Source organism: Vibrio sp. B181a, from assembly GCF_030248375.1.
In the GTDB taxonomy this organism is placed as follows: Bacteria; Pseudomonadota; Gammaproteobacteria; order Enterobacterales; family Vibrionaceae; genus Vibrio; species Vibrio campbellii.
This window is the reverse complement of record NZ_JAHGAD010000010.1, coordinates 21,981-48,418: the sequence shown is the minus strand read 5'-3', so window position 1 is coordinate 48,418 and position 26,438 is coordinate 21,981. Positions and strand designations below refer to the sequence as shown.

17 protein-coding genes are annotated in these 26,438 nt (G+C 44.1%); 10 read left to right on the top strand and 7 right to left on the bottom strand.

Annotated elements, in window-relative coordinates; genetic code table 11:
- Nucleotides 1-384 precede the first annotated feature (384 nt).
- Complete coding sequence (locus tag KIO97_RS05515; RefSeq protein WP_045380553.1) at nucleotides 385-1,305, top strand: siroheme synthase; 921 nt, start codon at nucleotides 385-387, stop codon at nucleotides 1,303-1,305.
- 110 nt (nucleotides 1,306-1,415) lie between these two features.
- On the opposite strand, the gene KIO97_RS05510 is transcribed toward KIO97_RS05515, so the two are convergent.
- A complete protein-coding gene (locus KIO97_RS05510) occupies nucleotides 1,416-1,898 on the bottom strand; it encodes a YajQ family cyclic di-GMP-binding protein (protein ID WP_005430971.1) in 483 nt (160 codons plus the stop codon).
- 32 nt (nucleotides 1,899-1,930) lie between these two features.
- The gene (locus KIO97_RS05505; protein ID WP_005430973.1) at nucleotides 1,931-2,983 is read right to left on the bottom strand and encodes a 3-deoxy-7-phosphoheptulonate synthase; all 1,053 of its coding nucleotides are present in this window, start codon (nucleotides 2,981-2,983) and stop codon (nucleotides 1,931-1,933) included.
- A 396-nt stretch (nucleotides 2,984-3,379) separates the two neighbouring features.
- On the opposite strand from KIO97_RS05505, the gene KIO97_RS05500 reads away from it, so the two are divergent.
- Nucleotides 3,380-3,871 (top strand): DUF4442 domain-containing protein, encoded by a 492-nt coding sequence (locus KIO97_RS05500; protein ID WP_005430975.1) that lies wholly within the window; start codon nucleotides 3,380-3,382, stop codon nucleotides 3,869-3,871.
- 22 nt (nucleotides 3,872-3,893) lie between these two features.
- Here KIO97_RS05500 and KIO97_RS05495 read toward each other — a convergent pair whose 3' ends face one another.
- The gene (locus tag KIO97_RS05495) at nucleotides 3,894-5,246 is read right to left on the bottom strand and encodes a hypothetical protein (RefSeq protein ID WP_285381417.1); all 1,353 of its coding nucleotides are present in this window, start codon (nucleotides 5,244-5,246) and stop codon (nucleotides 3,894-3,896) included.
- A 183-nt stretch (nucleotides 5,247-5,429) separates the two neighbouring features.
- Here KIO97_RS05495 and KIO97_RS05490 point away from each other — a divergent pair, with 183 nt between their 5' ends.
- Nucleotides 5,430-6,263, top strand: a complete 834-nt coding sequence (locus KIO97_RS05490) for a S1 RNA-binding domain-containing protein (RefSeq protein WP_285381415.1) — start codon at nucleotides 5,430-5,432, stop codon at nucleotides 6,261-6,263.
- Between the two features lie 346 nt (nucleotides 6,264-6,609).
- Here the strand turns inward: KIO97_RS05490 and rsmF are convergent, their stop codons facing one another.
- The 4 genes from rsmF to KIO97_RS05470 form a co-directional block, all read right to left on the bottom strand.
- Nucleotides 6,610-8,046 (bottom strand): 16S rRNA (cytosine(1407)-C(5))-methyltransferase RsmF, encoded by a 1,437-nt coding sequence (gene rsmF, locus KIO97_RS05485; protein WP_041853343.1) that lies wholly within the window; start codon nucleotides 8,044-8,046, stop codon nucleotides 6,610-6,612.
- 134 nt (nucleotides 8,047-8,180) lie between these two features.
- Nucleotides 8,181-10,835 carry an MlaD family protein gene (locus tag KIO97_RS05480; RefSeq protein ID WP_285381412.1) on the bottom strand — a complete coding sequence of 885 codons (2,655 nt, stop codon included), beginning with the start codon at nucleotides 10,833-10,835 and terminating at the stop codon, nucleotides 8,181-8,183.
- Nucleotides 10,828-12,075 carry a PqiA/YebS family transporter subunit gene (locus KIO97_RS05475; RefSeq protein ID WP_228173945.1) on the bottom strand — a complete coding sequence of 416 codons (1,248 nt, stop codon included), beginning with the start codon at nucleotides 12,073-12,075 and terminating at the stop codon, nucleotides 10,828-10,830. Before KIO97_RS05475 ends, KIO97_RS05480 begins: the two co-directional genes overlap by 8 nt.
- A 24-nt stretch (nucleotides 12,076-12,099) precedes the next feature.
- Complete coding sequence (locus KIO97_RS05470; RefSeq protein ID WP_228173946.1) at nucleotides 12,100-13,896, bottom strand: ABC transporter ATP-binding protein; 1,797 nt, start codon at nucleotides 13,894-13,896, stop codon at nucleotides 12,100-12,102.
- A 92-nt stretch (nucleotides 13,897-13,988) separates the two neighbouring features.
- On the opposite strand from KIO97_RS05470, the gene KIO97_RS05465 reads away from it, so the two are divergent.
- The 7 genes from KIO97_RS05465 (at nucleotide 13,989) to KIO97_RS05435 (ending at nucleotide 26,239) form a co-directional block, all read left to right on the top strand.
- Nucleotides 13,989-14,462 (top strand): GAF domain-containing protein, encoded by a 474-nt coding sequence (locus KIO97_RS05465; RefSeq protein ID WP_047479542.1) that lies wholly within the window; start codon nucleotides 13,989-13,991, stop codon nucleotides 14,460-14,462.
- A gap of 98 nt (nucleotides 14,463-14,560) precedes the next feature.
- A complete protein-coding gene (gene proQ, locus KIO97_RS05460) occupies nucleotides 14,561-15,187 on the top strand; it encodes an RNA chaperone ProQ (RefSeq protein ID WP_005446802.1) in 627 nt (208 codons plus the stop codon).
- Between the two features lie 17 nt (nucleotides 15,188-15,204).
- A complete protein-coding gene (gene prc / locus KIO97_RS05455) occupies nucleotides 15,205-17,199 on the top strand; it encodes a carboxy terminal-processing peptidase (protein ID WP_045380547.1) in 1,995 nt (664 codons plus the stop codon).
- 209 nt (nucleotides 17,200-17,408) lie between these two features.
- Nucleotides 17,409-18,074 carry a hypothetical protein gene (locus KIO97_RS05450; protein ID WP_005426672.1) on the top strand — a complete coding sequence of 222 codons (666 nt, stop codon included), beginning with the start codon at nucleotides 17,409-17,411 and terminating at the stop codon, nucleotides 18,072-18,074.
- 232 nt (nucleotides 18,075-18,306) lie between these two features.
- Nucleotides 18,307-20,913, top strand: coding sequence for an aminopeptidase N (gene pepN, locus KIO97_RS05445; RefSeq protein WP_285381406.1), 2,607 nt, complete (start codon nucleotides 18,307-18,309; stop codon nucleotides 20,911-20,913).
- 66 nt (nucleotides 20,914-20,979) lie between these two features.
- Nucleotides 20,980-21,198 (top strand): DUF2835 domain-containing protein, encoded by a 219-nt coding sequence (locus KIO97_RS05440; protein ID WP_005532375.1) that lies wholly within the window; start codon nucleotides 20,980-20,982, stop codon nucleotides 21,196-21,198.
- Between the two features lie 199 nt (nucleotides 21,199-21,397).
- Complete coding sequence (locus KIO97_RS05435) at nucleotides 21,398-26,239, top strand: NAD-glutamate dehydrogenase (protein WP_285381404.1); 4,842 nt, start codon at nucleotides 21,398-21,400, stop codon at nucleotides 26,237-26,239.
- Nucleotides 26,240-26,438: the final 199 nt, after the last annotated feature.

Here is a 26,438-nt window from a genome sequence, read left to right as displayed (position 1 = left end):
CCTACATGATTGATTTTAGAAGAAACGGCCATCGTCAAATCAATCAGTTAAAGCGTAGGAAAGGATTTGCTAATTCTCAAACATATAATTTAAAAAGAGTTTTGGAGAGAAGTCACAAAGCGCCTTGCGATTTAGAATGACGAAATGTTAATTGTTTGTAAATAGTGCAACTAATTGTTGAATTGGTGCATCAGAACAATCGGTAAAAGAAGGAATAAAACAGAAGGATAAAAGTTTGTTATTAAAAGTGTCATTAGTGTAGGGCGGCTATGTCAGCCGAAAATTTGAACAAATATTATTTGTGAAGTCGAAACAAGGTGAAGTGATTGCCCCATTTTTGGTAGCATGAATTTCGACAGTTATTTGAAGTGATCATGGATTGAAATGCGATATTTTCCTCTGTTCTTAGATTTAGTGAATAAACCAGTACTGGTTGTTGGTGGTGGTGAAGTAGCAAGCCGTAAAGTGGAGGCACTGCTTAAAGCTGGTGCGGATGTTACCATTGTCTCCCCAAGCCTTGTTGATTTCCTCGATAAGCTTGCTCAAGAGCAGCAAGTACATTGGATTCAACGCTTTTACTCAAGTGACCTTGTCACAAAGTCTTTCATTCAAGTGTGGGCAACCACAGATAACCCAGAACTGAATCATCAGGTCTATAAAGACGCGAAAGAGTTAGGCATCTTAGTCAACGTTGTAGACGACAAGCCTTACTGTGATTTCATTACGCCTTCAATGATTAATCGCGGACGCATTCAAATCGCTATCTCGAGTGGTGGCGCGTCTCCTGTACTGATCCGCAACATTCGAGAAAAGTTAGAAGCGATTCTGCCGCAAAACATGGGATTGATGGCGGAGTTTGCTAACTCAAAACGTAACTCGATTAAAGAAGCGCTACCAAGCGTCGATTTACGTCGTAAGTTTTGGGAGAACTATTTCTCTCATCCTGAAGTAGAAAATGCGCGCGACAATCGAGAGCTTGAAACCATCTATCAAGAAACCATGACCAAGCCGTTGGATGAGGCAGGCAGTTGTACATGGATTCAGGTAGGTAAAGATGTGGAAATGTTACCTATCAAAGCTGTGCGTTATATGCAGCAAGCAGAGCTGGCACTTCACTCAACGAAATGCGAAGCGGATGTAATGGAGCTGGTGAGAAGAGATGCAGAACGTGAGGCATTCTCCAGTGCAACTGAGCTCTCCGACATGCTGAGAAAAGCCAAAGAGGAGAAGCTTCGTGTATGTGTGTTCATTCCTCACGGAACAAGCGAGTTCTCGCTGCTGCAAGGGCAAGATTTAGTGATCTAATCCTCAAGGCCACTAGACATTAAGCTTCTACAAAAACGCCGACGAGATTATCGCCGGCGTTTTTTATTCCACTTTTCTTATCCACCTACAAGGCGAATAGGAGAGCGCAATTAATCACGGAAGTTGTTGTACTGAAATGGGATACCCATCTCTGCTTCACGGATCGCTGCAATCGTCGCTTGTAAGTCGTCACGCTTCTTACCCGTTACGCGCACTTTGTCGCCTTGGATAGACGCTTGAACTTTAAGCTTCGCATCTTTGATTAGCTTAACTAGCTTTTTCGCAGTAGGCGTATCGATGCCTTGGCGGAAAGCGATGTTTTGGTGCCAGTTTTTACCCGTCGCTTCTGGATTTTTTGCATCCATAGCGTTCGCATCAATGTTACGCTTTGCCAAGTGGCTACGTAGGATGTCACGCATTTGCTTAAGCTGGAACTCGCCTTCTGCGGACACTTTTACATTTTCTTCTACTAGCTCAAAGCTCGCATTCACATTGCGGAAATCGAAACGAGTCGATAGTTCACGGTTAGCGTTATCAACCGCGTTACGTAGTTCAACGGTATCGATTTCTGAAACAATATCAAACGATGGCATGAAGATTCCTTGATTATCTTGTTATAGGGAAATTACTTACTGGATTTTACTGCTTCTGCCAGCATATCTAGCATAGTTACAGTATCATCCCAACTCAGACATGGGTCAGTGATAGATTGACCGTAAGTTAAGTTGTGAATATCAGTCATTGGCTGATTGCCTTCAATGATGAAGCTTTCCGCCATGATACCCGCAATGCGAGTGCTGCCTGATTTAATTTGGTCACAAATATCTTGTGCAACTTCAATTTGCTTGCGGTGCTGTTTCTGACAGTTCGCATGGCTGAAGTCTACAATCAGACGTTGTGGCAAGTCGAACTCTGCCAGAGCTTCGCACGCTTGTTTAACAGACGCTTCATCAAAGTTAGGACCTTTCTCACCACCACGAAGAATGATATGACCGTATGGGTTACCACTTGTGCGGTAAACCGTCATGCGACCATTCTTGTCTGGAGAGTAGAAGTAGTGTGATGCTTTTGACGCACGAATCGCGTCGATCGCGATTTTCACATTACCATTTGTACCGTTCTTGAAGCCAACAGGGCAAGATAGCGCAGAAGCCATCTCACGGTGGATTTGCGATTCTGTTGTACGAGCACCAATTGCGCCCCACGTGATCAGATCAGCAATGTACTGGCCTGTGATCATATCAAGAAACTCAGTAGCGGTCGCAAGGCCAAGCTTGTTGATATCCAGTAGCAGTTTGCGTGCTTTGTGAAGGCCAGCTTCAAGCGCGTATGAACCATCTAGGTTAGGGTCCGTGATTAGGCCTTTCCAACCAACAACGGTACGAGGTTTTTCAAAGTAAGTACGCATTACGATGAACAGTTCATCTTTGTACTTATCTTGAATGTTCGCAAGGCGAGTTGCGTAGTCAATTGCCGCTTCAGTGTCGTGCACCGAACATGGGCCAACGATAGCAAGGATGCGGTCATCCTCACCAGTTAAAATCTTCTCAATTTGACGACGAGATTGAGCGATACGGTCAGCGACGTCATCGGTAATTGGATGTACGCTACCTAGCTCTGCGGGTGTCGGCATCGGACCCAAAGGTTGGGTTCTCAATTCATCTGTTTTAATAGGCATGTTATAGCTTTATTCTCTATTGCGAAGCGGTAAAGATAACGGAATTATAGTTAGGAATAAACCGTTTCACGGGATTCTTATCTAGTAAATACCGAAATGTATGTAATGCTGTGTCTTATCATCAGTGATAGTTATGTATAAATGACAAAAATGTCCTTGGAGATCAATACATAGTCGTTTGAATTTATAACTAGTTTTTCTATTTGCTAACACGCAAATCTTGCAAAATACCTTGTAAAGCGGGCTACGGCGGAAGTTTCATATCCAGCTTTCATTGCTTGTCAAAAGAAACCGTTTGCGATTTTCTATACGGAGATCGATTTATCATTAACATTTCTTTGACATTTTTATGCTTCGTTGATTAACTGGTCTGACTAGTCTGGTAAGGAGACCAAGATGTTATCTGCTGTTCGACGTGCAAATCTTTACTTAAACCTTTTTGGTTTTTCGAAAGTCCCGCTCATTTGGTTATGTCGCCCAAAGATCTTGGCGATTGACGACCAACATGTAGAAGTCAAAATTCCACTGAGACGTAGAACGAAGAACCATCTTAATAGTATGTATTTTGGTGCGCTTGCTGTTGGTGCGGATGTCGCGGGTGGCTTTCTTGCCATGAGTAAAGCTCAAGAGCAGGGAGAACGCATTTCTTTGGCTTTTAAAGGCGTGTCGGCTGAATTTTTAAAACGTCCGGAAGGGGATGTACACTTTGTTTGTCATGACGGTCCACTGATTGATGAAATGCTGCGAATGACACTAGAAACAGGCGAGCGTATTAATCGAGATGTTAAGATTACGGCGCTGTGTCCAAGCGTGAATGGTGAAGAGCCAATGGCTGAATTTTCTCTAACGCTTTCGATAAAAAAAGCAGCTCAAAAACAAGCTGCTTAATGTCGTTTCCCATTTGATGGGTTTATACCAAGTCGATTTTCTCAATCGAAACAATTTTAGAGCGGTTTAATACCACCTTCCAGCGATAGTAAACGGGCTCATCGGTGTGGTTGTCTTCTTTGACAATCACATTGAGCAAGTGGCGTTTCTCAACGGACTCTTTACTCACTTGCCCTTCATTTAAGCGATAAACACGGTTTGAGCTCTTGTCCATTAAGCGAATAATCGGACGTAGACTCATATTCAATGTCTCACGAGTTTGCTCGTAACCACTTAAGAACAAAGACGTCGCCATCTCGGTCTTAGCATGGTAATGAAGAATTTGCTCTTCACGCTGAACGACTCGTTTCTTACGAATGTTTTGAATGCGGTCAGGTAAGCTTGAAAGCGAACGGTAATCTAGCCATTCCAACTTACGGCCAACGACTTTCTTCGTCGTTGGATCCATGTATTTCTTACGCCACTTTGGCTTACCTTTACGAATCCAACGCCACATTGCGTCACGCAAGTCATCTTTAAAGATTTCACGAAGGGCATAAATAAAGGACATCGCGATAATGAAAGACGCAGAAATCTCGCCTAAGTAGTCTCGCGCAAGAATCACGGTACTCGTCACCACGACCATCACTAAACCTGTCGCGATGCCTTTGATTGCACGCTTAATGTTGTTACCCATCGACATGGTTTTTTCGCGCAGGACAATAGGGTGCTCAATCAAGCGCCTTAATAAACGCATCTTGTTTGACAGACGCGTCACGTCATCCACAACGTTTGTCGAGTTGTAGTTATTTAGCTTACGGTGCGCTTGCTCTTTCTCACATAACGTAATCAAGCGATCTTTAATTGTGCTGTAATCGCCTTCGCGAGGAAGGTGAGCCACGAGAGATAGGAACCTCTGCTCGGTGTACCAAGACAGATAGTTATCGATGTTGACGTAGTAACGCTTGAGGTTCTCTTCATAAGGGATCGAACGACGCAGACGTTTTAGGATATCAAGCGTCAGCTCAATCACCTCATCTACTTCTTCAGCCGTGACACTGTCATTCTCGTGTTTATTTAGCGCCGCGACGGCTTTATCAAGTGCTATAACGTATTGATAAGCAAACAAACTCAAACTTACACGATATTGGCGATTGGACAGGCGACCACGTTTGGCGAGACGGCTGTGTACCAAAGGCAGCAGTACTTCCGTACTGTAGTAAGAGCGTTTTTGTGTAATCGAAGTGTAGTAGTACTCAGACTCACTAATGATGTCGGAATTTAACCCCAACTCACCAGGGACAAAAATATAGATATCAAGGTCGAGCGTTTTACTCTTTGCCAATGCGTGGCTGATTTTTAAAGTTACCGAGTCTTGTTTGTCGACAGTGACCAAGGAAGGCTCCTGATTTTGCTAAAGCATCCTATACCCATAAGCGTCCGTTAATTGCATTAACTTAAGTTCGGACTAGGATAAATTGTTGAACGATCAAAGCATAACAGAGAGGTTCGCTTTTCTCTCTGATTTTCTTGTTAGTTTGGGTATAATTCCCTGTAAATTTAAAAAGAGACAAATTCAATGATTAAAATTGGTCAAATTAACAGCTTAGAAGTCATTAAAACGGCTGATTTTGGCGTATTTCTGGATGGTGAAGATTACGGTTCTGTACTGCTGCCTAACAAATATGTTCCAGAAGGCACTGAGCTAGGTGCTCATCTTGACGTATTTCTTTACTTCGATTCAGAAAGCCAGCTAGCTGCGACCATTGATAAACCTATCGCTCAAGTCGGCGAATGGGGTCTAATGAAAATCGAAGGCATCAACAAAACGGGTGCGTTCGTAAACTGGGGTATTAAAGAAAAAGATCTTCTGATCCCCTTTAGTGAGCAACGTGCACGCTTTACTGCTGGCCAAAACATTCTGGTTTACGTTTACACAGATAAAGCCTCTGGCCGTATCGTAGGTACAACGAAGTTCAACAAATGGCTTGATAAAACGCCAGCTAACTACGAAGTGAACGAACAGGTTGATCTAATTATCGCTGAGCGCAGCCAACTTGGTTACAAGGCTATCGTGAACGGTGAACATTGGGGCATGATCTTCCCATCAGACGTATTCGGTAAATTGTTTATCGGTAAGAAACTGAAAGGTTACATCAAGCAAGTTCGTGAAGACGGTAAGATTGACTTAGCGCTACAAAAAGTCGGCGTTGCGAAGATGGATGATCTTTCGAGTAAAGTGATTGAACTCCTAGAGAAGAAGGGCGGTTTCTTGCCTCTTAACGATAAATCTTCACCAGAAGCGATCTTTGAAATGTTCCGCACAAGTAAAGGTACTTACAAAAAGACCATCGGCGGTCTATACAAAGCGGGTAAGATCGTTATCGAGAAAGACGGCATTCGTCTGGCTTAATCGCTTATTAAAGCTTAAAGGCAGTCTTGGCTGGTGGTTCGAGTTAAGTGAATGACATTTTGACTTTCCTTTTAGAAAGTGTCTGCCAAAAAAATGGCCCAAACTCGTCCTTATTTTGGGCCTAGGGGAAACGGCTCTTTTAAGAGCCTGCGCTAAACTTTGTGACCAACACATATTGCTGGCTAAACATAGAGAGAAATGCCGTTTCAAAGCGATGCTTTGATACATTCAGTTTAGTACAGGGCACTCGGATCGCTAGTGAACCCAGCTCCAATCATGCTTTAGAACCAAAAAGCCATCGTAAATACGATGGCTTTTCATTTATTTATAGCGTGTCACTTTGCTACTAAAATAAGTTCTTATCACGCACAAGTTCACGTGGCAGACCGTTTTTAATGCGGTTGCTTACCCATTTCCCAAGACCAATAATCGCACCTTCATACTTAACGAACACTTCGCCTTTACCTGTCTTCATATCTGCTGGAATGTTTTGTGGGCGAACATCGCGACCCATGTACCACTCGCGTGCTTCTTCAATCGTTAACTCAATAGCATTTTTCTCATCGCCGGTAGCTAGAGCCGTTGCGACTTGATGTTGCCAGCGGTAACCGTTCTTGTGTGCTTCAGCAATTTTGATACCCATACGAGAGAAACGCAGTTCACCAATCATTGGCTCTAGCGCGTCAGGGAAAAGCCAAACATCTTTCTCGCGAATCCAAACTGTGCTGTCTTCAGGCACTTTAATATCCATCGTATTTTGTAGCTGTTTAGCAATCTCCGCTGACTCTTTGTTTGATGCTTTCGAAAATGGGAATTTACCCATGCGCTTTTTCACTTTTGGCGCTTCGACTGCGGTAAGTTTACGAATGCGAGCGACGAAGAAGCCCTCACAGTCATAAACTTGAGGGAAGATGTGCAAGAAGCCTTCTTCAGTTAGCGCCGCTTCTGCATTTTCAAACAGATCTTTTAAGCTTTCGAATTCAACCGCGTCACCAAATGTCTCTTTAAGGTGATGGCAAACCTGTTGGTTCTCTTCGGTACTCAACGTACAGGTTGAATAAACCATAACGCCGCCAGGTTTTAGAGCATGGAAAGCACTTTCAATCAGATCTTTCTGCGTATCTGCAATCTCGACAACCGACGATTGAGTCCAGTTCTTCATTGCATCTTCGTCTTTACGAACGGTGCCTTCCCCTGAACATGGTGCGTCGAGTAAAACAGCATCAAACTGTTCCGGTAACCAACCGCCAAATACGCGACCATCGAAGTTGCTTAATGCTGCATTACGTACACCACATCGTTCAATGTTAGCGTGTAGCACTTTTACACGACTTGCTGCGTATTCGTTCGCCACCAACACGCCTTCATTATTCATAAGCGCAGCGATTTGAGTCGTTTTTGAACCGGGCGCAGCTGCGGTATCAAGAACGGCATCGTACGACTCGTCATTCATAAACAAAGCCGATACTGGCATCATTGAGCTGGCTTCTTGAATGTAGAATAGCCCTGACATGTGTTCAGCAGTATTACCAAGTGGCACAACCGACTCATCCGCTTCGATCCAAAAACCCGTATTACACCAAGGTACTGGTGAAAGCTTCCAACCTTTTGCTTCAGCACGTTCGAGAAACGCCTCTACGCTAATCTTAAGCGTATTAACACGAATACTTTTGCGCAGCGGCTTTTGGCATGACGCGATAAAGTCTTCCATGTTGAGGTGAGCAGGGAGGATAGTTTGGATTTTTTCCAGAAAAGCTTCTGGGATGTAAACATTAGGATGCAAAGTGAAATCTCGATTGCAGAATTTGCTGCAAATAATATACGAAAGCGGGTCAGAAACGAATAGCCACATAAGAGTGAGTAATAAAAAAGAGCAGCGTTTGCTGCTCTTTACGACGTTAGTGTTGTCTTAACGCGCTATGGTTTGGGAATTGCAGTGCGCCATTGAGTCCAACTTTCTTCAGCTTGAGGGTACAAGTAGAAAGATTGACCTTTTTTTGCCGCTGGTGGAATTTGCGATTGTTCTGGTGTCGAGAAAGCAATGCCGCCACGGACTAAGCTGTCAAATGTGCCTGCTTTGATGTTCGCGCCACCTAGGCCAATAGAAACATCCACACCTGAGACGTTCCAGAACACACTGTTTTGACGAACAAGGTAAGCATACTCAGATTTGACCTCGATCCTCGTAACGACGCGATCAGCAAATTCACCCAAGCTGACTTTAGTTACGCTGCCTACCTCCATCTGTCGGTATAAGATAGGGGTACCAACTTGGACGGAGCCACGTTGTTCACTTTGTAGTGTGAAGGATACGCCTGGTTCCGCTTGCTCGTTCTTAGCTAAATCAAACTTAAATTTCGCTGAACCTTTACCTGGCTCTACGCTGATGGATTTTGATACCAGCGCACCCAAGTTCTTAACTCCGCCTAGGCCAATCTCAGGCTCTGTTAGCCAAAAGTGTGACCCGGTAACGGCGATGCTATTGACATATTCAGGAAGAATGCGGGCGGTGACTTCAACCATTTCACGCTGAAAGTTCGGCACCACCATTGTGACTTCACCGACTTTAACGCCTTGATATTTAATCGGCATACCTTTGGTCACTTCTTGGCTACCATCGGTTTCCAGCGCTATTACACGGCCAAACTTACGAGCTTGATTTTGATCGTTGTAAAGCTTCCAACGTTGGCCAACTTTATTTTCGATGCCAGGGATAGAATCGAAAGCAATGCCGCCCTTAATTAACGTCTTGAGAGGATGCGCTTTAACACTGATGCCAGATAAAGATGCATCTATTTCTACGCCAGAGCGGTTCCAAAATACCGTTTGTGTGGTTAGCAGATGAGCATAACGATTTTCAATGGTTGCTTTGACAACAACACCGCCGTCCACCAAGTTGAAGTCAGAGATGCTGCCAACTGGCAAGTTACGATAGAGCAGAGGGCTACCTTTGGAAATAGGAGGAAGCTCGGTGGCGAACAGGCTCAATGTCTTCGAACCAGTTTGGTTATATTGGGCCAATTCTGCCAACGAAGCGCTTTGGAACAGTTGGTACTCTTTCTGGATACTCTCTTGCCCTTCGCTAACAAAGCTAATTGAGCCAGTAAGAAGCTGCTTCGCAGGAGGAACCGTAACACTCAAACCTGATTCTGTTAGTTCTGCAGAAGCGCTACCAGTAACATAAAAACGGTTATTCGATTTGATCAGGTGTTTGTATTCGTTATCAATCAAAACATCCATAAACACTTCATGTTTTGCTGCCTGCGCTTTTGCTTCATCAAGCAGGCCGACTTTAATGATTGAACCTACCACGATGCCTTTATAAAGCACGTTTGCACCGCTATCCAAACCGAAGGAGTTATCAGACACAAGACGAATTGCAATCGACTTCTGTTGTTGCTGGTCAAAGACGTTCTGACGAATAGCAGTAAATCGACGAGCGCGTTCACCTTTACCCGGAACAATGGTTAAGAAATTGCCGCGAACAAGGTTTGCGATATTTTCGACGCCAGATAGAGAAACTTTTGCCTCTTCAAGAACAAAACGCGTTCCTGAAGTCAGCATATCGCTAAAGGCTGGTTGAATAGCAGCGGATGCCAAAATGACTTCACGACCTTCAGAAAGATTTAAGTCTGTGATTTGTCCGACTTCGATGCCGCGATACATTATGGGCGCGCCTTCGCCGCTAATTTTGTTGTCATCAGGAAGCGCGATTTTGATTGGGATCCCTCGACCAGCGGTTTTAAGGTCTTTATAAAGGCGGAACTCCGTGTTCTCTTTTACTGGCTCGCCATCGTCAGGCGAGTCTACCGCAATAGCACCGCCCAGTAGGGCACTCATGCTTTCAAGACGAACATCAACACCGTCAAAGCCGATGTTGGCACCAATGCCACTGACATTCCAAAAACGACTGTGACTGTTGATCAGGTGCTGGTATTGCTCTTGGATGTTGGCTTGGATGGTGATGGATTTCGCATCTTCGTTGAGCTGGTAGCTGAATACCTCACCAATTGGGATCTTTTTGTAGACGATTTGCGAACCAATCGAAACGCCACCCAAGTCTCGGCTCTTCAATTTAATGTTCAGGCCTTGTGTCACACGTAGGTCAGTAGGCGCTGATTCAAGTGCGGTGAAGGTCGTTTCAAACTTTTTACCGTCGCCTGGCTGAATAGAAATGTAGTTACCAGATACAAGTGCATCAAGACCAGACACGCCAGTTAAGCTTGCTGTGGGCTTAACCAACCAAAAGCGCGTTTTGTCGTTAAGCAATTTAGCCGCCTCTGGGTAGATGTCTGCATCCACATAAATGCTGCCCAAATCTTCGGATAGGTTGATATCTCGCACCATACCCACTTCTAAACCCTGATAGCGAATGGTCGTTCGTCCTGCGACTAAACCTGCTGCATCGGAGAAATAGATTTGCACACGTTGTCCCGCGTCATGAATCGATTTCATTACGAGCCATCCGGCTAATACCATGGTCAAAATCGGTAATAGCCAAAGGGGAGATATACCTTTACTCCTCTTTACATCTGGCACGTATGACGTTTGAGAACTGTTCTGATCACTCATTAATTGACTCTTTTTCTGATTGTGTTTGGGCTTGGTCCCAAATAAGCCTTGGATCAATGCTCTCCGCCGCGAGCATTGTAAGTACGACTACGACACCGAACGCTACTGCGCCATACCCAGGTGTAAAGTCGAGAATCTGTCCACGATCGACTAATGTCATCATGATAGAAATAACAAACAAATCCATCACGGACCATTTACCGATCCACTTTACTGCAAAATAAACCATCATTCGCTGTCTTCTATACACCGAACGTTTGAACTTGATACATAGCAAGATGTAAGTAAGGCCGAGAATCTTAGCGACAGGCACCACGATACTGGCAACAAAAATGATGATCGCGATACCGTACATGCCATTTTTAACCAAACCCGCAACGCCCGAGAAAATGGTGTCCTCTAAACGTTTGCCATTGGTGAGCAAAATCGAAATCGGAATCAAGTTAGCAGGGAAGATTGCAATGGTCGCGGCGATTAAGTACGCCCATGTCTTTTGGATTGAATTCGGTTTGCGATGATACAGCTCATGGTGGCAGCGATGGCAATTTCCAGCCTCAGGCTGCGATAGATGGCATTCATGGCAGTGCACATCTTTGTGTTCAAAGTCATAACTGGTTTCAGGTTGCCAAGCTTCCCAATAACGACGAACGCTAATACGAGATATTAGTAAAACAGTAAAAACTTGCAGTAGCACAAGGCCAATCAACCCAGGCCCAACAAAAATATCGGAGTAATCTTGGAGTTTGAAGCAAGAGATCGCGATGCTCACAAGAAAGACATCCAGCATCACCCAATGCTTAAGATGTTGAATCAACCAAAGTGATACGCGCAAACCTTTAAACCACCGTTTGTGTAGCGACCAATGGGCCGTGACAACAGAACTGCAAACGATGAGTGGGGCGAGTGAGCTACAAAATAGGATAAGAATAGAAAGAAGAACAAAGCCTTCTTGAAAAAGCGTGATCATTCCTGAAGGCAATGTTGCCGGAATCATCACACCAAACAGACGAATACTGATGAAGTTAAAAAAGTGCGAAGGAATAAAGAGCAGAATACAGGTTACTGCAATAGCAAGATTACCTGACAGGCTAGGGCTGCCGCCGCGGTATAGTTGAGTGCCACAACGTGGGCAGTATGCATTTTTACCGTTACGCAAATCGACGATATCGACAGGCAGTTCGCAACCTTGGCATAAGCGGACGCTGCTCGGTTGAATGGCGTGTTTAGACAGAGAGGTCACAACGACCTCTCTACAAAGAATGGGTTAAGCGTGGGACTGAATGCCCCCGTACAAGGTTTGATATAAGCCTTCTTGCTCAACGAGCTCACCATGTGTTCCTGTTTGCGTCACTCTTCCGTCTTCAAGCACATAAATCAAATCCGCTTGCTTCACCGCAGATAAACGGTGGGCGACGATGAGCGTGGTTCTTCCACGTAAGAATTCAGTTAACGCCTTGTGCAATGCCGCTTCGGTTGCGGTATCTAATGCCGACGTTGCCTCATCGAGGATAACAAATTGTGGGTTGCTCAGCACCATACGCGCAATCGCTAAGCGCTGACGCTGACCGCCAGATAGACGAATACCATTGCGACCAATTTGAGTATCCAAACCATGGTTAAGTTGAGAAATGACATCTTGCAGCTGTGCAACTTCTAGTGCTCGCCACAGTGACATTTCATCAAAGTCACCACCAAGGGTGAGATTATGCCTCAAGGTGTCATTAAATAGTATAGGTTGTTGTAAAACAACGGCAATCTTGTCGCGTATCACTTCGAAACTGATGTCTTCCGTCAGTTCATCATTAAAACGGATAGAACCTGCATTCTGACGGTAAACCCCGATCAAGAGCTGGATAAGCGTCGATTTACCGCCGCCACTTGCACCCACAAGCGCTACTTTCTTGCCCGCAGGGATGTGTAGAGAAAGATCGTCCAGTACTTTATTTTCATTGTTGTATGAAAAATCAATATGTTCAATTTTTACATCAACTTCTCGATTTTCTTTGAAAGGATTTACTTTCGAGACAGGTCTATGTTCTTCCTCTAACTCGAGTAGGTCATTGATGCGTTTAAGCGCCGCTTTTGCGCTGTACCAAGAGAACTGGATGCCCAAAAGCTCTTGAACAGGAGACAACATAAACCAAAGGTAACCAAACACCGCAAAGATTTGACCAATGGTGAGATCGCTGAACATCACCATTAACATTGCGACAGCGCGAAACAATTCGAAGCCGATTAAGAAAAGGAGAAAAGAAACACGTCCAGCGGCTTCTGATTGCCATGCGTATTTGTCAGCATCGATACGAACTTGATCCGCGCTGCCTTTCAGTTGTTGAAGGAATTCTCTTTCTTTATTAGCTGCACGCAGTTGATAGATGCCGTCAAGTGTTTCGACTAGGCGGTTTTGGAAAATCTCGAACGAGTGGTTTTCTTTACGTTTGAGGTGCTTAACCATACTTCCCAACTTTCGCGAGAAGTAGATGACAATAGGGTTAACCAAGAGGATAAAAAGACCGAGCCTCCAATCGAGCCAAAGTAGCACGATTGCCGTACCAATAACGGTTAGAAAGCTGATAACGAATTTTGCTAATGTAGAACCAATAAATTTATCAATGGTCTCGATGTCAGTGATAAGGTGTGCGTTAATGCCACCGCTGCCTTTGGTTTCGTATTGTCGAATGCTAATACGTCCAAGCTTGTCGATCATCTTACTGCGCATTTCAAAGGTGATGGTCTTTGAAACGAGGGTGAATTGACGACTTTGAAGAATATTCAGGCCTTGGCTAGCGGCTCTCATCAGCACAACCAAGAACAGAGTAAAAAAGATATAACCCGTGGGTGTATGCCACGCTTCTGGTAAAACCGAGTTCATCGCCGCAAGGCCGGATGCCGGTTTGTCCAATAAGACTTCATCTACCATTAGAGGCATAAGAAGAGGGATTGGAACACTAATCAAGGTCGCAAGTACAGCTATCAAGTTCGCTAGAATCAGCTTGGACTTGTGCTTTTTCACTTGTGTTATCAACCAAGAACGGCTAATAGTGTCGTTTTTCGGATTCATTGTAATTGAGAATAAGTCCTATTAAAAAGTAGGGCTGCATTGTAACGCCATACCATAAGAATGGAAGCCTAAATAAAAAGTAGGAAGTTAATATGAACATAGAACAATACCAAAGACTTACCAAGCAAGCAGTTGCGCTTATCGAATCAGAAAAAGACTACATCGCAAACCTTTCTAACATCAGCGCTCTTCTATTTATGGAACTAGAAAACCTAAACTGGGCCGGTTTTTACCTAACAAAAGGGGATGAGTTGGTGCTTGGTCCTTTCCAAGGTAAGCCTGCTTGCGTTCGAATTCCAATGGGAAAAGGTGTCTGTGGCACTGCTGCACAAACTAACAGCGTACAAAGAGTATACGACGTGCACGAGTTTGAAGGTCATATTGCTTGTGATGCAGCAAGTAACTCAGAAATTGTTATTCCTTTTACTATCAATGGGGAAGTGGCTGGAGTATTGGATATCGACAGTCCAAATATCGGTCGATTCAATGAAATTGATGAAGAAGGTCTCACTTATTTTATGGCTGAAGTAGAAAAGCTGCTTAATTCGCACGCTAACGACGCATAAATTCGCCTTCGAGTGTGGTTTTTCCTTGGCATGTCACTATAATACGAGAATATTTTTTCTTAATGCTTCGCGGAAATCCGCTCAAACCAGGAACCCTCATGACTGAAAAGTTAAAAAACAGCAAAGAAGTTATCGCATACATTGCTGAATGTTTCCCTAAGTGCTTTACTTTAGAAGGTGAAGCAAAGCCTCTGAAAATTGGTATTTTTCAAGATCTTGCGGAACGTCTAAATGAAGACGAAAAAGTAAGCAAAACTCAGCTTCGTGCAGCGTTAAGACAGTACACTTCATCATGGCGTTACCTACACGGTGTAAAACCAGGTGCAGTACGTGTTGACCTAGATGGCAACCCATGTGGTGAGCTAGAAGAAGAACACGTAGAACACGCTAAAGCGACACTTGCTGAAAGCAAAGCGAAGGTTCAAGCTCGTCGTAAAGAGCAAGCTCAAAAAGCTCGCGAAGAGGGTAAGGCGAAAGCAAAACCTGCGGCTAAGAAGCCACAACAGCCTCGTCGTGCTAACAAACCAAAAGTACAAAAAGAAAGTAAGCCTGTAGAAACACGCGCACTAAACGCTGACGAAATCACAATCGGCAACGCAGTTAACGTGAACATGGGCAAAGGAAACATGGCAGCGACCATTGTTGAAGTCAATAAGGATGATGTACGTGTTCAACTTGCTAACGGCCTACAAATGGTTGTGAAAGCGGAGCACTTGCGCGCATAAGGGAGATACTCCTACGCATGAATTGCCGTTCAAAAGTGACACTGATTGCTGCTAGCTTCTGGCTAGCAGCATCAGCTCAGGCTCTAGAAGCCAAACTAAACAAAGATGATTTGCCGGTTCTTGCACCTGAAGTTCAGCATGAAACAGCCAGCAAACGAGTAACTTCTCGATTTACCCGCTCTCATTATAAGCACTTCAATCTTAACGATGATTTCTCCAAAGCGATCTTTGAACGCTACGTAGAAATGCTTGATTACAATAGAAATATTTTTACTCAAGCCGATATCGACTCTTTCAAAGATTGGTCAATCAGCCTTGATGATCAGCTTAAAGCTGGTAACAACAAGATTGCTTTTGATGTTTATAACCTTTCGATGCAGAAGCGTTTTGACCGTTTTGCTTACGCGTTGACTCTACTCGATAAAGAAATCAAGTTTGATACTGATGAATTTATTGAATTAGATCGTTCTGAGGCTGCATGGCCAAAAGACGAAGCAGAGTTAAACGAATTATGGCGTAAACGCGTTAAGTACGATGCTCTTAACCTTAAAATGACTGGCAAAGAGTGGCCAGAAATTAAAGAGGTTTTAGAGAAGCGTTACAACAACGCGATGAAACGTATCACGCAAACTCGCAACGAAGACGCTTTCCAACTTTACATGAATGCTTTCGCTCGTGAAGTTGATCCGCACACTAGCTACTTATCTCCTCGAAATGCCGAACAATTCCAATCAGAGATGAACCTTTCTCTTGAAGGTATTGGTGCCGTGCTTCAAATGACTGATGACTACACAGTGATCCGTTCTTTGGTCGCGGGTGGCCCTGCATCTAAGAGCAAGCAGCTAGGAGAGGGTGACCGCATTATTGGTGTTGGACAAGATGGCGAAGAAGTTGTTGATGTCATCGGTTGGCGTCTTGATGATGTGGTTCAGCTAATTAAAGGCCCTAAGGGAACGAAAGTGAACCTGCAAGTCTTGCCTGAGGGCAAAGATGCGAAGAGTTACGTTGTCACAATTGTCCGTGACAAAGTTCGCTTAGAAGACCGCGCGGTTAAATCTGAAATCATCGAAAAAGACGGTAAGAAGATTGGTGTACTTGAAGTGCCGAGCTTCTATGTCGGTCTTTCAAAAGATACAGATAAACTGCTGTCTGAACTGAAAACCAAGAACGTTGATGGTGTCATCGTTGATCTACGTAACAACGGTGGTGGTGCACTAACAGAGGCAACCGCTCTAACGGGTCTCTTCATTAAAGAAGGTCCGGTTGTTCAAGTTCGTGATAGTTACGGTCGTATCAAAGTGAATGCGGATACTGATGGTCAAGTAAGCTACGATGGCCCACTGACGGTATTAATCAATCGCTACAGTGCTTCAGCGTCTGAGATTTTTGCGGCGGCAATGCAGGATTACAACCGTGCGATTATCCTTGGTGAAAACTCTTTCGGTAAGGGTACCGTTCAGCAGCACCGTTCATTGAACCATATCTACGATCTTTTTGATAAAGAGCTTGGCTATGTTCAATACACGATTCAAAAGTTCTACCGCATTGATGGTGGTAGTACGCAAAACCGTGGTGTAGCACCAGACATCGCTTACCCGACTCCGGTTGAACCAAGCGAAACGGGCGAGAGTGTTGAAGACAACGCACTGCCTTGGGATAGTATTGATAAAGCAAAATATCAGACGTTCCCAAGCAATGACGCACTTGTTACTAAGCTAACCGAACTTCATAACAAACGTATCGCTGATGAAATGGAATTCCGCTTCATCAATGAAGATATCGAGAAGTACCGTAAAGAGAAAGACGATAACTTGTTGTCTCTTAACGAGAAAGTTCGCGAAGATGAATCAGATAAAGCGGAAGCTCTACGTCTAGAACGCATTAATGAACGTCAATCTTCAATGGATAAAGAACCATTCAAGACACTAGACGATGTGCCGAAAGACTACGAAGCGCCGGATGTTTATCTGGATGAATCAGTAGCGGTTATGGTTGATATGCTGAAGAACTAAAAATTCAGTCAGAACGACTAACAATTCTGTGAATCATGAGCGAGTCATAATGACTCGCTCTTTTTTTATGTGTTTAAAACGTGTGTTGAATAGTGAACTCGGTCGTTCATACGCTTAATTTGCACCAACAATTTACGTGATGTAGATCAAATATTTCGCGAAAACGAGATCTAGAGCCTAAGCTAAAAGAAAACGATAAGGATACCGTTATGAAATGGTTCATTATTTTGCTTAGCGTTTGCTGCTTCAGCGTTTCTAGTGCGGAAACTAACAAGGAAGACGAACTTAGCCACTTTGACACCCCGTTTTTGATCGGGGATTGGTACCTCATGAATCCCAATCCCGACGATTCTTCTGAGAATTTTCGAGCGATTAAGCTGACTTTGGGCTCAGACTATACGTTCTCTATCGATATCCAGAAAAAGGACTACTCAATTGACCATTGGGAAGGGTTGTACAATGCAAATGAAGACACGATTGTCCTAGGGTTAAACACGGACGAACCGCAAATTTATGCATATCGCAACAACCACAACACTCTCGACCTTAACGGCGTGACCTTTACCAAAGGACTTTCGGATGCACTTGCTGGTATTTGGTCCAGTTCTCAGGTTGGCGGCGATGGCATGCTTGCTAACAACATCAATCAGATGGACTTAATCCTCCAGCCAGACTTTGTGTTCATGTTCAGAGTATCGAATGAAAAAGGTGAGGAGTCAGTTAAGCAAGGTGTTTTCTATACCGAAGGCGAGCATTTGGTTCTTTTGTATGAGAATGGTGAACACGGAACACGCTATACATTAAACCAAAATGAACTCACTATTGAAGATTCTAATGGTGATATGTACGCGGTACTCAATCGAGTGACGCCATAAATGATTCATCACCATTATTTCACGCAGGTTTATTAATAGTGAAATATTCTGATGTTGATTAAATGTTAAACAGAAAGCGGAGCTAAGCCACTAAAAGCTCCGTTTTTTTATAGAAAGACTTGTATTCTGATACCACAACCCCTACAAATAGCTTATATCGTGATACCAGTAAGAGGTGTTTGAGCCTCTAGTCCTGGTATTTTTGTGGTTCTATATACAAGGATTTATGGACATGTCTCAAGCTCCCCAAGCGAAATATCGCAAAGATTATAAGGCGCCATCTCATCACATTACTGATATTGATTTGACGTTTGATCTTTATGACAACGACACGATCGTTACAGCAGTATCAAAAGTAGTTCAAAAGGGTGAATCAACCACATTGGAACTCGACGGTGAAGGGCTAGAGCTACGCTCCGTAAAAGTAAATGGTGAAGATTGGTCTCATCATGAAGTCAAAGAAACTTCTTTAGTTCTTACGGATCTCCCTGCTGAATTTGCATTAGAAATCGTTACTAAGATTGACCCAGAAGCAAATACTGCCCTTGAAGGTTTATACAAATCAGGTGGTGCATTCTGTACACAATGTGAAGCAGAAGGCTTCCGCCGCATCACTTATTACTTAGACCGCCCAGACGTTCTTGCAAAATACACAACAAAAGTAATTGCAGACAAAGCCGTTTACCCATACCTACTAAGTAATGGTAACCGTATCGCTGAAGGCGAAGCAGAAAATGGACGTCATTGGGTGCAATGGCAAGATCCGCACCCAAAACCAGCTTACCTGTTTGCGTTGGTAGCCGGTGATTTTGATGTTCTAAGCGATAAATACACAACAACATCTGGCCGTGAAGTTGACCTAGAAATCTTTGTCGACAAAGGTAACCTCGATCGTGCGGGTCATGCAATGACCTCACTTATCAACTCTATGAAGTGGGACGAAGACCGCTTTGGTCTTGAATACGACCTAGATGTTTACATGATCGTGGCTGTAGATTTCTTCAACATGGGCGCGATGGAGAACAAAGGTCTAAACATCTTCAACTCGAAGTTTGTCCTTGCGAATGAAAAAACTGCGACTGACCGCGAATACCTTGGTATTGAAGCGGTAATCGGTCACGAGTACTTCCACAACTGGACGGGTAACCGTGTGACTTGTCGTGACTGGTTCCAACTGAGTTTAAAAGAAGGCCTAACGGTATTCCGCGATCAAGAATTCTCATCTGATTTGGGTTCGCGTGCAGTAAACCGCATCGACAACGTTCGTACTATTCGTGGTCCTCAGTTCGCGGAAGACGCAAGCCCTATGTCGCATCCAATTCGTCCGGATAAAGTTATTGAGATGAATAACTTCTACACGCTAACTGTGTACGAAAAGGGCAGCGAAATTATCCGTATGTACCACACGCTACTTGGCGAAGAAGGCTTCCAAAAAGGCATGAAGCTTTACTTCGAGCGTCATGATGGCACCGCGGCAACGTGTGAAGATTTCGTTTCTGCGATGGAAGACGCAACGGGCGTTGACCTTAAGCAGTTCCGCTTATGGTACAGCCAGTCTGGTACGCCAACACTTCGTGTAAACAGTGAATACAATGCGGAAACAAAAACTTACGCACTAACGGTTGAGCAATTTACTGAAGCAACGCACGACCAAGCAGAAAAACAAGCGCTACATATTCCATTTGATATTGAGCTATACGCACAAAACGGTGACGTGATTCCCCTGGTTATAAACGGTGAATCGGTACACAACGTCCTAGACGTGAAACAAGACAAGCAGACTTTTGTATTCGAAAACGTCGCAGAACAACCAGTGCCATCATTGCTTCGTGAGTTCTCTGCACCAGTTAAATTGGAATACGATTACAGTGATGATGAACTGATTTTCTTGATGAAGCACGCAACGAACGATTTTGCTCGTTGGGACGCTAGCCAAATGCTATTAGCGAAATACATTCGTCAAAACGTCACTAATGTTCAAGCGGGTGGAGAGGTTAAGCTGTCTGAAGACTTGATTGATGCATTCCGCGGTGTCCTGCTTGATGCAAATCTTGAACCTGCGTTTATTGCTCAAGTGCTTTCTCTGCCTTCCATCAACGAAATCACTGGTTGGTACAAGCAGATTGATATTGATGCGGTAGATACGGTACTGAATAGCATTACAGTGTCACTTTCTAAAGAGCTAGAAGATGAGCTGAGTGCTACTTATCATGCATTGAACCAAGCAGAGTACAGCATTGCTCACGATGCAATTGGTAAACGAGCTTTGCGTAACCAATGTCTGCAGTTCCTAGCTCACACTGAAAAGGGTAACGAGCTAGCGAAAGCGCAATACGAGTCATCAAACAATATGACGGACACGATCGCGGCCATGAGTGCAGCAAACAGTGCACAGCTTGAATGTCGTGAAGCGCTAATGGCGGATTACAGCGACAAGTGGAAGCATGATGGTCTGGTTATGGACAAATGGTTTGTTCTTCAGGGCAGCAACCCAGTAGAAAACGCACTTGAGAAAGTGAAAGAAACCATGAGCCACGAAGCGTTTAGCTTGAAGAACCCGAACCGTACACGTAGCTTGATTGGTTCTTTCTTAAACGCAAACCCAGTGCAATTCCATGATAAGTCTGGTTCTGGTTACCAGTTTGCTGGTGAGATCCTTCGTCAGTTGAACGATACCAACCCACAAGTGGCATCTCGTCTGATCGATCCTCTATTGAAGTTCCGTAAATACGATGAAGGTCGCCAAGCGCTTATTCGCGCTGAGCTTGAAAAGCTTAAAGCGATGGACAACCTAGCGAAAGACCTATTCGAAAAAGTGACTAAAGCACTAGACGAATAAACAACAAAAGAATAGGGTGGTCAGTACGATCACCCTAGTTTTTTGCTCTGATAACAAACCATTCTCATGAACCAGTATTACTTCTCTCTCAACATCCCATATCAAACATTTCTTTCACACTATTCTGGCATAGCAAGCTCTGTACAGGTCATTACTGACAACGGCTTAAGAGTGCAACTAGATGCATCAAAATTTCGACCTTTTCTTACGCAATTAGGCGTTAGAGGTCGTTTTAGACTCACAACTGACCAAAATAATAAGTTTCTAAAGTTAGAAACTCTGTGATGCCCGATATTCCTAGTGAGTTAAACAGGAATCTTAGTCACATAATCAAACATTTCACCTCCTACCACTGCTATTTTTTGTTAAACATTTGTAATTATGCTTTTACAATAAGCGCATGCATTACCTATGCTTAATTTCGAGGCTAAAACCCGAAGTTAAGTCCCCCTACAAAACAACAATTCTAATGTGGAGTGTGAATATGACCGCGCGTGAAAATGTAGTGCCGGTTCTGCTTGAAAAGGTATACCAACTAATTCAAGACAAACTCGAGCTTTCTCACCAACCGCTTGTAACTAAACTTGCTCAACACTTATTTAGTAACATTGCTGATGATGACTTAATTCAGCGAAACGAATCCGACCTTTATGGTGCTGTTGTTAGCCTGTGGCACCACGTCAATGAAAAGAAACCAGAAGATATTTCTGTCAGGGTATTCAACCCGACTGTCAGCCGCCAAGGTTGGCAATCAACTCACACTATTGTTGAAATTGTTGTACCGGATAGCCCGTTTTTGGTGGATTCCATCAAGATGGCGCTAACGCGACTCGATCTTGTTTCTCACTTGATGCTCAACAACCCAACGCAGTTGGAACGCGATAAGAAAGGGCAAGTGACGGACGTAAATGGCGAGGGCGGCGTTCTTCAATCTCTATTCCACATCGAAGTAGACCGTTTAACCAGTAAAGATGAAATGCAAGCGTTGAAAAATGAACTGCTAACTATCTTATCAGACACGCGCTTAGTCGTTGATGACTGGAAGCAAATGGTTGAAAAACTTAAGATCGTTACCAACGATCTTGAGAAGAATAAAGATCGTGTTTCAATGAAAACAGATCGTTTAGATGAAACGATCGAATACCTACGCTGGTTAGGGGATCATAACTTCACCTTCATGGGGTATAAGGAATATGATCTTGTTAGTGTCAATGGTGACACTGAACTCCAGCCGGTGAAAGAGAAAGGCCTTGGCATGTTTGCTGATGACAGTCGTGTTCGAAGCATCAAGCTTTCTGAACTGTCAGACTCTGCGCGCCTTGAAGCGAAAAAACCTTACGCGCTGATCATCACTAAGGGCAATCAGGCCTCTCGTATTCACCGCCCAGCTTACACTGACTATATTGGCGTTAAGAAATTCGATAAGAACGGCAAAGTGATTGGTGAGCATCGTTTCACAGGTCTTTACACTTCTGCTGTATATAACCAAGCCGTACAAAGTATTCCTCTGATCCGCGAAAAAGTGGATCGTATTCTAGAAGCGAGTGGCTACCGTAACGGCTCGTACTCTTACAAAGCCCTGCACAACATTCTAGAAAACTACCCACGTGATGAGCTCCTTCAAGCTCGTGAAGAAGAGCTATTAGAAGTGGGGATGGGCGTCGTGCAAATGCAAGATCGTGACTTGTTGCGTCTATTTGTTCGTAAAGACCCATTTGGTCGATTCTTCAGCTGCATGGTTTACGTGACAAAAGATCGTTACAACACCGAGCTTCGTCGTCAAACGCAACGCATTCTTAAGCAGTACTTCGGCTGCGAGCAAGAAGTTGAATTCACAACCTTCTTCTCAGAAAGCCCGCTGGCGAGAACCCATTACATTGTTCGTGTAGAAAATAACAACATTGATGTAGACGTGAAAAAGATTGAGCAGAACTTAATGGAAGTATCGACTTCATGGGATGACCGCCTAAAAGAATCCATCATTGCAAACTTTGGTGAGAGTAAAGGTCTTCCACTTTCTAAAGAGTACATGAGCGCATTCCCACGTTCATATAAAGAAGACATGATGCCAGGTTCTGCGGTTGCAGACATCGAACGCTTAGAAGCGTTAAGCGATGATAACAAGCTTGGAATGTTGTTCTACCGTCCACAAGAAGAAGCGGCAGAATCGAAAGCGGTCCGTTTAAAACTATACCACCGCGACGAGCCAATTCACCTATCTGACGTGATGCCAATGTTGGAAAACCTAGGCTTACGCGTGATCGGCGAATCACCATATGAGATCGAAACGAACAACGGCCAAACGTTTTGGATCTTGGACTTCTCAATGCTGCATAAGAGCGACAAGACCGTTGATCTTCGTGAAGCTCGAGATCGTTTCCAACAAGCATTTGCAGCGATTTGGGCAGGTAACTTAGAAAGTGATGGCTTCAACCGTTTGGTACTAGGCGCTTCACTATCTGGTCGTGAAATCTCAATCCTTCGTGCATACGCGCGTTACATGCGCCAAGTTGGCTTCCCATTCAGTCAACAATATATCGAAGATACCCTGAGCCATTACCCGGATTTAGCTACGGGTCTCGTTAACCTGTTTGCTAAGCGATTCGATCCAAAACATAAGGGCAGTGAGAAAGGTCAGAACGATCTCATTAAGAAGATTACTGAAGAATTGGATCGTGTGGAAAGCTTGGATGATGATCGTATTATCCGTCGCTACATGGAAATGATCACAGCAACGCTTCGTACTAACTACTACCAGTTGGACGAAGATAAGCAGCCAAAACCTTGGTTATCATTGAAGATGAAGCCAAGCGAAATCCCAGATATTCCTCAACCTGTACCTGCATTTGAAATCTTCGTGTACGCACCGGATATCGAAGGTGTGCATCTACGAGGCGGTAAAGTCGCACGTGGTGGTTTGCGTTGGTCAGACCGTCAAGAAGACTTCCGTACGGAGATTCTTGGACTGGTTAAAGCACAGCAAGTTAAGAACACGGTTATTGTCCCTGTGGGTGCAAAAGGTGGCTTCGTATGTAAACGTCAGCACACTCTAACTAACCGTGATGACATCTTTGCTGAAGGTCAGCGTTGTTACAAACGCTTCATTCGCGCGCTTCTTGATGTTTCCGATAACATCATCGAAGGTGAAGTTATTCCACCGAAGAGTGTCGTACGTCACGATGAAGACGACCCATACTTGGTTGTTGCAGCCGATAAAGGTACAGCGACGTTCTCTGATTTGGCGAACTCTGTATCGGACGAGTACAACTTCTGGCTAGGTGATGCGTTTGCGTCAGGCGGTTCTAACGGTTACGACCACAAAGCAATGGGTATCACAGCGAAAGGTGGTTGGGAATCGGTGAAGCGCCACTTCCGTGAAATGGGCATCAACTGTCAAACCACTGACTTCACGGCAATTGGTGTTGGTGATATGGCAGGCGACGTATTTGGTAACGGTATGCTGCTATCTAAGCATATTCGTCTGCAAGCTGCGTTTAACCACATGCACATCTTCATTGATCCAAATCCAGATTCAGCCACCAGCTGGGTAGAGCGTAATCGCTTATTCAATCTGCCACGATCAAGCTGGGAAGATTACAATGCGGAGTTGATCTCACAGGGTGGTGGTATCTTCTCTCGTCGCTCTAAATCGATCCAACTTACGCCAGAAATCCAAAAAATGTTGGGCACGAAGAAAGCGTCTTTAGCACCAAATGATCTGATTAAGATGATCCTGCAAATGGAAGTGGATCTACTTTGGAATGGTGGTATCGGTACGTATGTTAAAGCTTCTAGCGAGACACACACTGACGTTGGCGACCGTGCAAACGACGTACTCCGTATCGATGGACGTGACTTAAAAGCGAAAGTCGTTGGTGAAGGCGGTAACTTGGGTATGACTCAGTTGGGTCGTATCGAATACGCAACCACAGGCGGTCGTGTAAATACGGACTTTGTAGATAATGTTGGTGGCGTAGATTGCTCGGACAATGAAGTAAACATCAAGATCTTCTTGAACGGTCTTGTATCGAATGGCGATCTAACGGTTAAACAACGCAACCAAATTCTTGAATCGATGGAAGACGAAGTGGGTGAGATCGTATTGGACGATGCATATCGCCAGTCTGAGTCGATTTCTGTGACTGAACAACAAGGCGTTGGCATCGTTAAAGAGCAAATCCGCTTTATCCATACAATGGAGAAGGCAGGGTACTTGGATCGTGCTCTTGAGTACATTCCAGATGACGAAACGCTCATTGAGCGCGAAAAACAAGGTCTTGGCCTTACACGTCCTGAGCTTTCGGTTCTGGTAGCGTACGGTAAGATGGTTCTGAAAGAGCAATTGGTCGCTGACGAAATTGCAAATGACGAATTCCATGGAAAACAATTAGTTGCTTACTTCCCAAGTGAGTTACGCCGTAACTACAAAGATCAAATGGTAAACCATCCACTGCGTGCTGAAATCATCGCAACAGCGCTGGCAAACCAAATGGTTAATGAAATGGGCTGTAACTTCGTGACTCGTCTTCAAGAAGAAACGGGCGCGAGCGTGGTTGATATCGCAAATGCTTATAGTGCAACCCGTGAAATCTTTGAACTGGAGGGTATTCTCAAGCAAACTCGTGCACTAGATAATGTTGCAACCGCAGAATCTCAATATGAGATTATGTTCTACGTACGTCGCGCATTACGCCGTATTTCTCGCTGGTTATTACGTAACCGTAGCGGTAAGAGCACAGTAACTGAGCTCGTTGCACTATATAAAGACGATGTTCACACTATTACTGAAACGCTGGACACCATGCTAGTTGCATCAGAAGTCGAAGAGCATAACGAACTTGCTCAGAAATGGATTGAGCGTGGAGTAGAAGAAAAGCTGGCTCATCATGTGGCTCGTCTTTCTAGCCTGCAGTCAGCACTGGATATCTCAGCAGTGGCAAGTGAAACAGGTAAAACCGTTGAGCAAGCTTCGAAGCTTTACTTCAACTTAGGTGACCGTCTATCACTTCACTGGTTCTTGAAACAAATCAATGGTCAAGCGGTAGACAACAACTGGCAAGCTCTTGCTCGTGCGGCGTTCCGTGAAGATCTTGATTGGCAACAACGTCAATTGACAGCTCAAGTTCTAACTTGTGGTTGCTCAACAGAAGATCTAGATGTGATGCAAGCGCTAGAAGATTGGATGACAACGAATGAGCTGTCACTCCATCGTTGGGAAAGCATCTTGAACGAGTTCAAAGTCGGCTCAGTTCATGAGTTCGCTAAGTTCTCTGTAGCGCTTCGAGAGTTGGTTCTACTCAACTTAAACTGTTCTTCAAACGAATAGGGTAAATCACTTTAGCAAAAGCCTCGCAATCGCGGGGCTTTTTTATGTTCAAATCATTATAACTACCCACAAATAGTGACGCTGTAACTCAGCATTTAAGTTTTTATGGCATGAAATCGTTTGCTTTTAAAGAAAAAGCTAGCAATTTTGTACAGAGAATAGTTCGCTAATCGACTGTTTTTATGAGCAAAACTAAAAT

Bases quoted from the DNA above. Each gene is read 5' to 3' on its own strand.
- KIO97_RS05500 (WP_005430975.1), top strand. From the start codon at position 3,380: ATGTTATCTGCTGTTCGACGTGCAAATCTTTACTTAAACCTTTTTGGT.
- KIO97_RS05510 (WP_005430971.1), bottom strand. From the start codon at position 1,898: ATGCCATCGTTTGATATTGTTTCAGAAATCGATACCGTTGAACTACGT.
- KIO97_RS05515 (WP_045380553.1), top strand. From the start codon at position 385: ATGCGATATTTTCCTCTGTTCTTAGATTTAGTGAATAAACCAGTACTG.
- KIO97_RS05440 (WP_005532375.1), top strand. From the start codon at position 20,980: ATGAACCAGTATTACTTCTCTCTCAACATCCCATATCAAACATTTCTT.
- KIO97_RS05480 (WP_285381412.1), bottom strand. From the start codon at position 10,835: ATGAGTGATCAGAACAGTTCTCAAACGTCATACGTGCCAGATGTAAAG.
- pepN (WP_285381406.1), top strand. From the start codon at position 18,307: ATGTCTCAAGCTCCCCAAGCGAAATATCGCAAAGATTATAAGGCGCCA.
- KIO97_RS05435 (WP_285381404.1), top strand. From the start codon at position 21,398: ATGACCGCGCGTGAAAATGTAGTGCCGGTTCTGCTTGAAAAGGTATAC.
- prc (WP_045380547.1), top strand. From the start codon at position 15,205: ATGAATTGCCGTTCAAAAGTGACACTGATTGCTGCTAGCTTCTGGCTA.
- proQ (WP_005446802.1), top strand. From the start codon at position 14,561: ATGACTGAAAAGTTAAAAAACAGCAAAGAAGTTATCGCATACATTGCT.
- KIO97_RS05470 (WP_228173946.1), bottom strand. From the start codon at position 13,896: ATGAATCCGAAAAACGACACTATTAGCCGTTCTTGGTTGATAACACAA.
- KIO97_RS05465 (WP_047479542.1), top strand. From the start codon at position 13,989: ATGAACATAGAACAATACCAAAGACTTACCAAGCAAGCAGTTGCGCTT.
- KIO97_RS05450 (WP_005426672.1), top strand. From the start codon at position 17,409: ATGAAATGGTTCATTATTTTGCTTAGCGTTTGCTGCTTCAGCGTTTCT.
- KIO97_RS05505 (WP_005430973.1), bottom strand. From the start codon at position 2,983: ATGCCTATTAAAACAGATGAATTGAGAACCCAACCTTTGGGTCCGATG.
- KIO97_RS05490 (WP_285381415.1), top strand. From the start codon at position 5,430: ATGATTAAAATTGGTCAAATTAACAGCTTAGAAGTCATTAAAACGGCT.